The 12,287-nt window shown below is 65.0% G+C and carries 12 protein-coding genes; 7 read left to right on the top strand and 5 right to left on the bottom strand.

All coding sequences use genetic code 11. The features are described 5' to 3' along the window. Window positions 1-55: 55 nt before the first annotated feature. From ACTX90_RS13025 to ccsB, 5 genes are read left to right on the top strand one after another with little or no spacing between them, the layout of a single operon-like run. Window positions 56-718: a histidine phosphatase family protein gene (locus ACTX90_RS13025; RefSeq protein WP_053798587.1), complete on the top strand. Its 663-nt coding sequence runs from the start codon at window positions 56-58 to the stop codon at window positions 716-718. Between the two features lie 6 nt (window positions 719-724). After that, window positions 725-1,348, top strand: a complete 624-nt coding sequence (locus ACTX90_RS13020; protein ID WP_183043073.1) for a TlpA family protein disulfide reductase — start codon at window positions 725-727, stop codon at window positions 1,346-1,348. An 8-nt stretch (window positions 1,349-1,356) separates the two neighbouring features. After that, window positions 1,357-2,112, top strand: a complete 756-nt coding sequence (locus ACTX90_RS13015) for a cytochrome c biogenesis CcdA family protein (RefSeq protein ID WP_047119810.1) — start codon at window positions 1,357-1,359, stop codon at window positions 2,110-2,112. Further along, complete coding sequence (gene resB / locus ACTX90_RS13010) at window positions 2,112-3,740, top strand: cytochrome c biogenesis protein ResB (protein WP_047119809.1); 1,629 nt, start codon at window positions 2,112-2,114, stop codon at window positions 3,738-3,740. The genes ACTX90_RS13015 and resB overlap by 1 nt, the downstream gene beginning before the upstream one ends. Next, window positions 3,733-4,794, top strand: a complete 1,062-nt coding sequence (ccsB, locus tag ACTX90_RS13005) for a c-type cytochrome biogenesis protein CcsB (protein WP_047119808.1) — start codon at window positions 3,733-3,735, stop codon at window positions 4,792-4,794. Before resB ends, ccsB begins: the two co-directional genes overlap by 8 nt. 362 nt (window positions 4,795-5,156) lie before the next feature. Here the strand turns inward: ccsB and ACTX90_RS13000 are convergent, their stop codons facing one another. Continuing rightward, window positions 5,157-5,582 (bottom strand): PLD nuclease N-terminal domain-containing protein, encoded by a 426-nt coding sequence (locus ACTX90_RS13000; protein ID WP_052772455.1) that lies wholly within the window; start codon window positions 5,580-5,582, stop codon window positions 5,157-5,159. Window positions 5,583-5,660: 78 nt separating this feature from the next. Here ACTX90_RS13000 and ACTX90_RS12995 point away from each other — a divergent pair, with 78 nt between their 5' ends. Next, window positions 5,661-5,951 carry a DUF4229 domain-containing protein gene (locus ACTX90_RS12995; RefSeq protein WP_047119807.1) on the top strand — a complete coding sequence of 97 codons (291 nt, stop codon included), beginning with the start codon at window positions 5,661-5,663 and terminating at the stop codon, window positions 5,949-5,951. 89 nt (window positions 5,952-6,040) lie between these two features. Here ACTX90_RS12995 and ACTX90_RS12990 read toward each other — a convergent pair whose 3' ends face one another. From ACTX90_RS12990 to ACTX90_RS12975, 4 genes are all read right to left on the bottom strand, one after another. Further along, window positions 6,041-6,928, bottom strand: a complete 888-nt coding sequence (locus tag ACTX90_RS12990; RefSeq protein WP_053798585.1) for a 1,4-dihydroxy-2-naphthoate polyprenyltransferase — start codon at window positions 6,926-6,928, stop codon at window positions 6,041-6,043. A 78-nt stretch (window positions 6,929-7,006) separates the two neighbouring features. After that, complete coding sequence (locus tag ACTX90_RS12985) at window positions 7,007-8,134, bottom strand: AMP-binding protein (protein WP_443442208.1); 1,128 nt, start codon at window positions 8,132-8,134, stop codon at window positions 7,007-7,009. A gap of 53 nt (window positions 8,135-8,187) precedes the next feature. Then, window positions 8,188-9,150: a 1,4-dihydroxy-2-naphthoyl-CoA synthase gene (locus ACTX90_RS12980; RefSeq protein WP_443442207.1), complete on the bottom strand. Its 963-nt coding sequence runs from the start codon at window positions 9,148-9,150 to the stop codon at window positions 8,188-8,190. Window positions 9,151-9,293: 143 nt separating this feature from the next. Continuing rightward, on the bottom strand, window positions 9,294-10,724 hold the full coding sequence (locus ACTX90_RS12975) for an MFS transporter (RefSeq protein WP_424678146.1): 1,431 nt from the start codon (window positions 10,722-10,724) through the stop codon (window positions 9,294-9,296). A gap of 337 nt (window positions 10,725-11,061) precedes the next feature. Here ACTX90_RS12975 and ACTX90_RS12970 point away from each other — a divergent pair, with 337 nt between their 5' ends. Further along, window positions 11,062-12,285, top strand: coding sequence for a thiolase family protein (locus tag ACTX90_RS12970; RefSeq protein ID WP_047119804.1), 1,224 nt, complete (start codon window positions 11,062-11,064; stop codon window positions 12,283-12,285). The last annotated feature ends 2 nt before the right edge of the window (window positions 12,286-12,287 follow it).

Below are 12,287 nucleotides of genomic sequence, written 5' to 3'. Positions count from 1 at the left end.
TTGACGGTGAGCACATTATTCATCTTTTAGGTTGATTCTTTGAGACACTGGAAACATGCCAATCTCGACTGTTCATTTGCTGCGCCACGGGGAAGTTTTCAACCCGGATCGCGTTCTTTATGGACGAATCCCCGGTTTCGGCCTGTCAGAGCTGGGATTCAAGATGGCCGATGGGGCCGGCGACTACTTCGCCAAGCACCAGGCCTCCGGTGGAAACATCGTCCGGATCGTCGCCTCGCCACTAGTCCGGGCCCAGCAGACCGCAGCCCCCACGGCGCAGGCGCTGGAGCTGCCGATTCTCACCGATGACCGGGTCATCGAGGCAGACAACCAACTGCAGGGACTGTCCAAGGTCGCGCAACATCTGAAGAGCCCTCGCTACTGGCCGCTGCTGGTCAACCCCCTCAAGCCGTCCTGGGGCGAACCCTACGTCGAGCAGGTCGCCCGCATGCGCGAGGCCATGGACTTCCACCGCAAGGCCGCGCTCGAAGAGCACGGCGACGGTGTCGAAATCGTGATTGTCAGCCACCAGCTTCCCATCTGGGTCACCCGGCGCGCCGCCGAAGGCAAGCCGCTGTGGCACGATCCGCGCAAGCGCGAGTGCACGCTGACCTCAATTACCAGCTTTGAATTCGATGGAGATGACATCCTCTCCGTGCGTTACACCGAACCGAGCCCCGAGCTTCTTGCGGGCGCGGCAAACATCCCTGGAGCCTGAAGCAAAATGATTGATCCCGTGCAGAATTCTCGTCCGCTGTCTCGGCGCACCATGTTGCGTACGTTGATAGTGGCGGCGGCTGTGGTGCCGTTGGCGGCGTGTTCGGCCAAGGAGGATAATCTCACCGCTCAGGCCAACAGCGGCGACGGCAAGAACTACATCGCAGGCGACGGGGCAGTGCAGGAATACACCCCTGACCTGCGCACGGATCCAGTGAAAATCGAAGCCAAGACCTATCAGGGAACTGCGGTGGCTACCGCTGACTGGCAGGGCCAGCCGGTGGTCTTGAACTTCTGGTACGCCGCGTGCGCACCATGCCGTATCGAAGCACCTCACCTGAAGGAACTGGCCGAGGAATTCAAGGGCAAGGTCAATTTCCTCGGCGTCAACGTCCGAGACGAAGCGGAAGCTGCCAAGGCTTTTGAACGCACCTTCGAGATCCCGTACGAATCAGTCCAGGACACCAGCGGCGACATCCAGCTGGCCATGACCAAATACGTCCCATTGCAGGCCGTCCCGTCCACGCTGATCCTGGACCGCAAGGGCCGGGTCCGTGCCCGCGTCATCGGGGCCGTCGAGCCGAGCACCCTGAAATCGCTGATCGGCACCGCTCTGACCGAAGAGTTGTGAGCTGAGCATTGACCTCTAATCCATTCGCGGACATCGTTCTGGACGGTTCGCTGCTGCTGGCTGCGCCGGTAGCGCTGCTGGCCGGACTGGTCTCCTTCCTTTCGCCCTGCGTGCTTCCGCTGGTGCCCGGGTACCTGGGCTATGTCACCGGACTGACCGGCGCCGATCTAAAGGACCACCGCCGCGGACGTGTGCTGGCAGGCGTGCTGCTGTTCGTCTTGGGCTTCTCGGTGGTGTTCATTGCCGTGGGAGTGCTGTTCAGCCAAGCGACCGCATGGCTTCGCTTCAACGGCGGCTGGGTCACCCAGGTCCTGGGTCTGGTGGTGATGTTCATGGGCGTCGTGTTCATGGGCGGATTCTCCTTCATGCAACGCGACCGCAAGATCCATCGGAAGCCGCCGGCAGGCCTGTGGGGCGCACCGGTGCTGGGCCTGACCTTCGGGTTGGGCTGGGCTCCGTGCATCGGCCCGACCTTGAGCGCCGTGCTGATCATGTCCACCGGCGTGGATGCGAACGTCGGGCGCGGAACGCTGCTGACCGCGTTCTACTGCCTGGGCCTGGGGCTGCCGTTCATCCTGATCGCGCTGGGTCTGCAGCGCGGCATGCAGGCGTTGAACTTCTTCCGCCGCCACCAGCTGCTGATCATGCGGCTGGGCGGTGGACTCCTGATTCTATTGGGTCTTGTCATGGTTACCGGCCTGTGGGGCACCTGGGTAACTGAACTGCAAAACTGGTTTGCCAATGAAGTGAGGTTGCCAATCTAATGGCGAAGAACAAGCAGAAGGCGAAGAACCGGGGCGACGCCCCGGCCCTTGGCCTTGTCGGATCCCTGCGGTGGATTTGGACGCAGCTGACGTCGATGCCGACGGCGCTGTTCCTGTTGCTGATGCTGGCGGTCGCCGCCGTGCCGGGATCGATTTTCCCCCAGCGTTCGGTCAACCCCGAACTCGTCGCACAGTACCTGGACCAGCACCCGGTGGCCGGCCCGTGGCTTGACCGCTTCCAGATGTTCGAGGTGTACTCCTCGGCCTGGTTCTCCGCCATCTACATCTTGCTGTTCATCTCGCTGGTCGGCTGCATCACCCCGCGCATCAAGAAGCATGCCAAGGCCCTGCGCACCCCGCCTCCGCGCACCCCTGCCCGGCTGCAGCGGCTGCCGCAGTACCATTCCATGGACGTCATGGAGGGCCAGCCGGATACGCCTACCGACGACGAGCTGATCGACGACGCCTACAAGATCCTGAAGAAGCGCGGCTACCGCGTGGAACGCCGTGAAGACGCGACCGGCCGCTCGGTCGCCGCCGAACGCGGCTACACCCGTGAGATCGGCAACCTGCTCTTCCACATCTCGCTGCTGGGCATCCTCGCGTCCGCCGGCCTCGGCCAGGCCTACGGCTACGGCGGCCAGCGCGTGGTTGTCGAAGGCGAGACCTTCGTGAACTCGCTGGTCTCCTACGACTCCTTCAGCCCCGGCAGCAATTTCTCCGCCGACGACCTCCAGGGCTACTCGGTGAAGCTGGACAAGTTCGACATCATCTTCGACCGCGATTCGAAGGACTACTTCGGCCAGCCGCTGGACTTCACCGCGCATGTCCAGGTCCGCGAGAATCCCGACGCCGAACCGGTCAAGCAGGAGCTGAAGGTCAACCACCCGCTGCGCATCGACGGCGCGGACGTCTATCTCGTGGGCAACGGCTATGCGCCGGTGGTCACCGTGCGCGACGGCGACGGCAACGTGTCCTACTCGGGCCCGCTGGTAGCCGTCCCTCAGGACTCCGTATACACCTCGCTGATGGTCATCAAGGTCCCCGACGCCAAGCCCGAGCAGCTGGGCTTCCAGGGCTTCCTGCTGCCGACCGCCCTGGTCGGCGAGGACAACGTGGCATTCTCCGGAGACCCGAACGCCATCAACCCGCAGCTCCAGCTGAACTCCTACTACGGCGACCTGGGACTTGACTCGGGCGAGCCGCAGAACGTGTACGTGCTGGACACCGAAAAGATGACGGAGCTGAACAACCGAAATCTCGATGCCGGCGGCATCGTGCTCGGTGCGGGAGACACCTACGAGCTGCCCAACAACATGGGCAGCATCACCTTCGACGACCTCAAGCGCTATATTGCCCTGGACGTGAACTACGATCCGGGCAAGATGCCGATCGCGATCTTCTCCGGCTTGGCGCTGCTGGGCTTGATCATCTCGATGTTCACTCCGCGCCGCCGCGTCTGGGTGAAGCTCCGCAACGAGGACGGCAGGCGTAGTATCGAATACGCGCTCTTGGCCCGTGGCGAGGATCCGAGGCTTGAACGTGAATCCGATGAATTGCAGAAAATCTTCGACAAGGCTTGGCCGCTGGCAAGCCAGGAACAGGACCTAGGAGCCGTAAATGGGTAGCAACGCTGCACTTGAGCCAATCAATGAAACGCTGGGCGTTTACAGCCAGCTGTTCATGCTGCTGGCAGCCATGGTCTACATGGTCGTCTTCATCTTCTTCGCGCTGGATCTGGCCAAGACCAACAAGTCCATCAGCGAGATGGACGCCGCGGCGCTGAAGGAAGACGAGAAGCTCCTGGTCTCCGCCGGCGCGGTGACCCGTCCGGCCCGCGGCCGCCGTGGCCAGGAGGTCCGCGCGGACAACGTCGGCGAGCACATCGTGACCGACAAGATGGAGTACACCAAGCTCTCGTCGAACCGCAAGATGGCACGCATCGCCGTGGTCCTGATGTGCCTGGCCGTCGCGCTGCACGGCTTCGCCGTCTTCGCCCGCGCGTTCGCCGCGAACCGCGTGCCGTGGGGCAACATGTACGAGTTCATGTCCACCGGCGCGCTGGTGGTTTCCGTAGTGTACCTCGTCGCGCTGTTCTTCAAGGACCTGCGTTTCATGGGTGCGTTTATCTCGGGTCTGGTGACCCTGATGCTCTGCGGCGCCACCATCGGCTTCCCGACCCCGGTCGGCCACTTGGTGCCTGCCCTGCAGTCGCCGTGGATCGTCATCCACGTGTCCATCGCGGTCTTCGCCTCAGCCCTGTTCGCCATCAGCTTCGCCATGAACGTCCTGCAGCTGATGCAGCACTCCCGCATGAAGCGCATTGCCGACGGCCAGCCGGACAAGATGCCGTTCATGCGCGTGGTGCCGGGCGCCGGCGCGCTGGAGAACTTCGCCTACCGCCTGAACACCATCGGCTTCGCCATGTGGACCTTCACCGTGATCGCCGGAGCGATCTGGGCTGAAGCCGCCTGGGGCCGCTACTGGGGCTGGGACCCGAAAGAAGTCTGGTCGTTCGTGATCTGGGTTGTCTACGCAGGCTACCTGCACGCCCGCGCCACCGGCGGCTGGACCGGCCCGCGCTCTGCATGGCTGTCGATCATCGGCTTCCTGTGCGTGGTCTTCAACTTCACCATCGTGAACATCTTCTTCAACGGCCTGCACTCCTACGCCGGCGTCTAAACAGCGCAGAAGCGTCAACAGGGATCCGGCGACCTGCCAACTGGTGGGCCGCCGGATCCCTGTTTTATGCGCCTTGACGGGGCTTCCACGGCTTCCCAGAGCCTGACATGCGTTGGACAGGGCCTCTGGAAGCTCCAGGACGCTGTCTGCGGATCCGCGGGAGCGCCAGCAATCCAACTGCCGCATGCCCGCTGGCGCGAACCGGAGCGAAGGCTTTCCCTCCGTGGCCCATTGAAGCTTTGAGCACGGGGCACGGAGCGCATTGTCCGGCCCGCCCTGGCCAAGGCAAAACACAACCCCCGCCAGCTGTGATCTGGCGAGGGTTGAAGGGCTGTCGGCTGCAGGTTGTGCAGCGTTTTCCGCTAGCTTTCGGGAGCGGCGGTGCCGTTTCCGTCGGACTTGTTCTTGTGGTCCTTGGTTTCCTTGGAAGGACGCTCCGTGGATTGGTTCTTTTGCTGATCTGCCTCGCGGCGCTTGAGCTCTTCCTCACGTGCGGTCAGCTCGGCATCACGCTGCTGCTGGCGGCGCCACACCTCCAGCTGGCGCAGGAAGTCCTCGTCATCGTCCGGGGCCCGCGAGGTTTGGGCGGTGCTCGTCTCGGCACTCAGCGGGCGGCCCAGGGTGAACCACAAAGCGGCTCCGATTAGCGGAAGGAAGACGATCACTGCAAACCAGGCAGGCTTGGGCAGCGAGCGCACCTGATGTGCCTCGGACCGAGCGCATTCGATGACCGTGTAGATCATCAGCGCTACCGAAATCAATGCGGCGAAAATAATGAAGCGGACCATGACTCCAGTCTAGTGACTATTTTCCCCGCTGGTTCATCGGCAAACTCTCTTCACAGGTTCATCGGTAGACTTTAAGCTATGCAGCTTCTGAAATATACCGTGCTTCGACTGGGAATTTTCCTGGTCGTTTTCCTTGGCCTCTGGTGGGGCCTGAAATGGCCGATTTTTGTGGCGGGCCTCGTGGGCCTGGCCATCGCCTTCGCGGTGTCCTACCTGTTCTTCAATGACCTGCGCCTGCGTGCGAACCAGGACGTGGGCAAGGCGTTCAACAAGACGACCGCCAGCAAGTCCGAAAAGCAGCTGGCGGACGAGGCCGCCGAGGATTCCTACGACGAATCCCAGCGCCGCCCGCAGGATCCCAGCGCGTAACCCGGTACCTGACCGCCGGGAAACCCAACGCCCCATCCGCCAGCATGCTGGCGGATGGGGCGTTGGGTTTTAAGCGTGGTGTGCCGGGCTCAGCGCAGCCACATGGGGACCAGGATGGCGCCGGCGAAGAGCACCGCATAGACCATGTTCACGATGCCGGTCTGCTTGAGCACGATGACCAGCTTGGACAGCTCGGCCTGGCGCAGCATGGTCAGGCTCGGGGCCACCGCCGGCAGGAACGTGACCAGGATCAGCCACATCCACGGGAAGGTTCCGGTGACCAGCAGCGGCAGCAGGATCGCCACGGCGAGCATCAGCACGTAGCTCAGCCGGGCGTTGTGCTCGCCCAGGCGCACGGCGAGGGTGATCTTGCCGACCTCGGTGTCCGTGGGGATGTCGCGCACGTTGTTGGCCATCAGCAGCGCGCAGCCGATCAGGCCGGTGCCCACCGCGCCGAGCAGCGCCGTCAGGGTCAACGTGCCGCTCTGGGTGAAGGTGGTGCCCAAGGTGGCCACTAGGCCGAAGAAGATGAACACGTAGACATCGCCCCAGCCGCGGTAGCCGTAGGGGTTCTTGCCGCCGGTGTAGCCCCAGGCAGCGAAGATCGCCGCCACGCCGATCAGCAGCAGCGGCCAGGCTTGGGAGAGGATCACCAGGACCAGGCCCAGCACGGCGGCCAGGCCGAAGCAGGCGAACGCGGCGTTGCGCACGTTCTTCGGATCGGTCAGCTTCGAGCCGGTCAGGCGCAGCGGCCCGACGCGCTCGTCGTCCGTGCCGCGGATGCCGTCCGAGTAGTCGTTGGAATAGTTCACGCCGATCTGCAGCAGCAGCCCGACGCACAGCGCCAAAAGGAAGCGGAACCAGTGGAAGAGACCGGTTTCGCCCACTGCTGCGGCGGTTCCGATGACGACCGGGGCAATGACGATGGGAAGGGTGCGCAGGCGCGCGCCGGCAACCCATTGGGAAAGTGTGGCCACTTTCAGTCCTTTCGGGCGAACACAAAAATCCGTACCCTCTAGTTTCCCGCGAATCGGCGGGCAAGGCGAATCGGGCGGCTAGCGGGCCTCGGCCAGCCGGGTCACGACCAGCCGGCGGTCGAACTTGCCGTTGGCCAGCAACGGCAGCCCCTGCGGGTAGTGCAGCACGTATTTCGGCACCGCTTCCTTGCCCAGGGTGCGGCGCACCGCTTCGAAGGCGTCCTCGGTCCGGGTGGGCCCGGAGTAGGCAAGCCCCACGGCCTGGCCCCACTGCGCGTCCGGAACTGCTACCACGAGCGCCTGGGTGAAGAACTCCTCCAGAAGTCCCTCGATCTTCGCCGCGGAGAGTTTCACGCCTCCGGTGTTGATCACGTCGTCGATGCGTCCGGCGATGAGCAGCCGGGAGCCGTCCACGCTGCCCAGGTCGTCGGTCAGGTACCAGCGCTGCCCGTCGTGCTCCACGAAGTGCTCGGCGGTGGCCTGCGGGTCGTTGGCGTAGCCGTCGGCCAGCATGGGGCCGGAAACCAGGATGCGCCCGTCCTGCTCGCGCAGCTTCACCCCGGGCAGGGCGGTGCCGTTGTAGACCAGGCCGCCGGAGGTCTCCGCCGAGCCGTAGGTCTGGAAGATCTTCAGCCCGTGGTGCCGGGCGCTGGCCAGCAGGTCCTTGCTGGCGCGCGCCCCGCCCAGCAGGATCGCGTCGAAGCGCTTGAGCGCGGCGGCGGTCCGCTCGCTGGGGTGGTCCAGCAGCCGGGCCAGCTGGGTGGGGACCAGCGAGGTCAGCCGGCGGGTGTCCACCATCTGCTCGGCCGCCGCGGTGAACTCCTCGGCGGAGAAGCTGCCGTTCTGCTTCATGAGAACCGGCTTGGTGCCGGCGAACAGCGAGCGGGTGAGCACGCTGAGCCCGGCGACGTAGTGCACCGGCAGGGCCAGCAGCCACTGGCCCTCGAAGCCCAGGAACTCGGCGGTGGCCTGCGCGCTGGAGGCCATCGCCGAGACGCTGAGCACCGTGCGCTTGGCGCGCCCGGTGGACCCGGAGGTGCGCACCACCACCATCGGCTCCTCGAAGCCCGCGAGCTCGGAGCGATCCAGCCGGTTCAGGACCCAGCCCTCCGGGGCGCCGGGATCCGCCACGACCTCCACGGCCGGGCCGTCCTCGTTCACGGCGGCGGCCAGCGCCTCCAACAGTGCCAGATGGGGTGCGTCCAAAGCCGTCTCCTAGCTCGGGTCGATGGGTGGATCGGTGGTGGTGCGGTGCGCTGCTAGAAGTAGTACGGGTAGTTGGACCAGTCAGGGTCGCGCTTGCCCAGGAACGCGTCGCGCCCCTCCACCGCTTCGTCGGTCATGTAGGCCATGCGGGTGGCCTCGCCGGCGAAGACCTGCTGGCCGGCCAGGCCGTCGTCGGCCAGGTTGAAGGCGAACTTGAGCATGCGGATGGCCTGCGGGGACTGGGCGGCGATGTCCGCCGCGTATTCCAGGGCCACTTCCTCGAGGCGCTCATGCTCCACCGACTCGTTGACAGCGCCCATGCGCACCATGTCGTCGGCCGAGTATTCGCGGGCCAGGAAGAAGATTTCGCGGGCGGTCTTCTGCCCGACCTGGCGGGCCAGCAGCGCCGAGCCGTAGCCGGCGTCGAAGGAGCCCACGGTCGCGTCGGTCTGCTTGAACTTGCCGTGCTGCTTGGAGGCGATGGTCAGATCGGAGACCACGTGCAGCGAGTGCCCTCCGCCGGCGGCCCAGCCGTTGACCACGCACACCACGACCTTTGGCATGGTGCGCATCAGGCGCTGCACCTCCAGGATGTGCAGGCGGCCGGCGCGGGCCGGGTCGATGGTCTCGCGGGTCTCGCCCTCGGCGTAGCGGTAGCCGTCGCGCCCGCGGATGCGCTGGTCGCCGCCCGAGCAGAAGGCGTGGCCGCCGTCCTTGGGGGAGGGGCCGTTGCCGGTGAGCAGCACGGTGGCCACGTCACCGGTCATGCGCGCGTGGTCCATGGCGCGGTAGAGCTCGTCCACGGTATGCGGGCGGAACGCGTTGCGCACCTCGGGCCGGTCGAAGGCGATGCGCACGGTGGGCAGGTCTCGCAGGATCGCACCGGAGGCGTCGCGCTCGACCTGGCGGTGGTAGGTGATGTCGGTGAAGTCGAATCCCTCGATGATCCGCCACCGGGTCGGGTCGAAGATGTCGGAAACCTTGCGGGGCAATGCGGAATTATTCTGGCTACTCACCCTGTAAATGCTAGCCGTTTGCCGCGCGTTCTTCAGCACTTCGGCCGCCGGGCCGGCTTTGTTGCGCGTTCGGCGCAAACAACGGCGGCGGCGCTTCCCCAATGGGAAGCACCGCCGCCGTGGCCGGGACATTGGCTCAGGCGCTAGGAGCGCGAGCTGCGTGCCGCCGGAGGGACCGTGGCCAGGATGCCGGTGTCGTGGGCATCGGGGATCTCGGTGCCGCGCAGCGAGGCACCGGCGGTCTCCGGCATGAACTTGACGGCGATCACGCCGATCACGCAGGAGGCCATCATGTACACGGCGGGGAACAGCAGGAAGCCGGTGGAGTTGATGGCCGCCTCGTTGACCATGGCCGCGGTGCCGCCGAAGATCGCGGTGGCCACGTTATAGGTGATGGCGAAGCCGGCGAAGCGCACATGCGAGGGGAACATCGCCGGGAACGTCGCGGTGATGGTGGCCAGCTGCGGGATGTAGAGCAGGCCCAGCACCGCGAAGCCCACGATGGCCCAGGCGAAGGACTGGCCCATGAGCCAGAACATCGGCAGCGCCAGGACGAACAATCCGATCACCGAGGTGTACCACATGGGTTTTCGCCCGATCTTGTCAGAGAGCGATCCGGCGAAGGGGATGACTGCCATCATGGCCACCTCGCCGATCAGGATGGTCGCCAGCGAAGCGGTGGAATCCAGGCCCAGCTGGGTTTCCAGGTAGGTCGGCATGTAGCTGAGCAACGTGTAGTTCACGACGTTCAGCGCGATGACCAGTCCGCCCATGGTCAGGATGGGGCGCCAGTAGGTGGTGAGCAGTTCCTTCAGCGAGCCGCCCTGCTGATTTTCGCCGGATTCCTCCAGCTCCTGGAAGACCGGGGTGTCCTCCAGCTTGCTTCGCAGGTACAGGCCGATCAGGCCCATGGGAAGCGCCAGGAAGAACGGGATGCGCCACCCGTAGGCCATCATGGCTTCCTCGCCAAGGCCCAGCTGCAGGAACAGCATGACCGCGGTACCCAGCGCGAAACCGCCCAGGGTGCCGAATTCAAGGAAGGAGCCGAAGAATCCGCGTTTGCGGTCAGGGGCGTATTCGGCCATGAAGGTCGCCGCGCCGCCGTATTCGCCGCCGGTGGAGAAGCCCTGGATCATGCGCAGCAGCACCAGCAGCACCGGGGCCAGCACGCCGACCATTTGATAGGTCGGCAGCACGCCGATCAGGAATGTCGCGCCGGACATCATGAGGATCGTCAGGGCCAGGATCTTCTTGCGTCCGAGCTTGTCGCCCAGCGGGCCCCAGACGAATCCGCCCAAGGGGCGAACCAGGAAGGACAGGGCGAAGGTGGCCAGCGCCATCACGGTGCCGCCCTCGGTGGGGAAGAAATGGGCGGTGATATAAGTGACGGCGACCGCGTAGACGCCGTAGTCGAACCATTCGGTCATGTTGCCCATGGCCGAGGCGGCGGTGGCCTTGCGGACTTCCTGCCGGCCTTCCACGGTGGACATGTCCGGGCCGATGTCCTGGGTCAGGTCCGGGGAGAAGGAGGCGGTATTCGAATTGTCTTGTGGTTGGCTGTTTTCCGGTTGCACAACTGCTCCGATGCGTCTCAGCTTTCCGTCGACCGGATGCCCGGGCTGGCAATGGAAAACTTTGCCGTCCCGGTTACGGTCCACGATCCGGGCAGGCCCGGAGTCGGTCAAGTGACCGAGGCTACGCCGTCATCAATCGAAATTCAACGTTTGATATGGAATTCATTGGAACTCCCCACGGACATATTCGATCGGGTATCACGTGATCAACAGACGGAGCTCCTAAACAGCCGGGGGTTTCACGTAGAGTTTGTGTCGAGCCGAGCTTGTATTATTGAACGAATGGTCGGTAAGTTAGAGTGCTGAGCATCACTACTTTTTGTCGCAAGGAGCAATCATGGCCGAGGCATTTCTCGTAGGCGGAGCACGTACCCCAGTTGGACGGTACGGCGGAGCGCTGAGCAGCGTGCGTCCGGACGACCTGGCGGCGTTGACGATCCGCCGCGTCATCGACGACGCAGGCATCGATCCGGAGCTGGTTGACGAAGTCATCTTCGGCAACGCCAACGGCGCCGGCGAAGAAAACCGCAACGTGGCCCGCATGGCATGGCTGCTGGCCGGCCTGCCGAACACGGTTCCGGGCATCACCGTGAACCGCCTATGCGCCTCGGGCATGAGCGCCATCACCATGGCAAGCCACATGGTCAAGTCCGGCGCCGCGGACATCGTGGTAGCCGGCGGCGTGGAATCCATGTCCCGCGCCCCATGGGTCATGGAGAAGCCTGCCAAGGCCTTCGCCAAGCCGGGCGCCACCTTCGACACCTCCATCGGCTGGCGCTTCACCAACCCCGCCTTCCTGTCCGGGGAGCTTTCCCGCGACGGCAAGGCCACCTACTCCATGCCGGAGACGGCCGAGGAAGTCGCCCGCGTCTACAACATCTCCCGCGAGGACGCCGACCAGTTCGCGGTGGAATCGCACGCCAAGTCCATCGCCGCCATCGAGGCCGGACGCTTCAAGGACGAGATCGTCCCGGTGACCGTCAAGGGCCGCAAGAGCGACACGATCGTCGACACCGACGAGGGCCCGCGACCGGGCACCACCGCCGAGGTGCTGGCCGGTCTGCGCCCGGTCGTCAAGGGCGGCTCGGTGGTCACCGCCGGCAATGCCTCGACCCTGAACGACGGCGCTTCGGCCATCCTGGTGGTTTCCGAACGTGCCATCCAGAAGTACGGGCTGACCCCGCGCGCCCGCATCGTCGACGGCCAGGCCGCCGGCCTGGCACAGGAGATCATGGGCATGGGCCCGGTCCCGGCCACCAACAAGGTGCTTTCCCGCGCGGGCCTGTCCATCTCGGACATCGGCGCCATGGAGATCAACGAGGCCTTCGCCAGCCAGTCGCTGGCCAGCATGAACGAGCTGGGCGTGGACCCGTCCATCGTGAACCGCGACGGCGGCGCCATCGCCCTGGGCCACCCGCTGGGCTCCTCGGGCTCGCGCATCGTGATCACCCTGCTGGGCCGCATGGAGCGCGAACTGGCCGGAGCGCAGCGCAAGCTCGGCGTGGCCACCATGTGCGTGGGAGTCGGCCAGGGCACCGCCCTGCTGGTGGAGGGCGTCTAACT

The sequence above is a fragment of the Glutamicibacter soli genome, assembly GCF_052322135.1.
GTDB classification, from domain to species: domain Bacteria; phylum Actinomycetota; class Actinomycetes; order Actinomycetales; family Micrococcaceae; genus Glutamicibacter; species Glutamicibacter soli.
The sequence above is the reverse complement of the archived record's forward strand: the minus strand, read 5'-3'. Positions and strand labels throughout refer to the sequence as shown.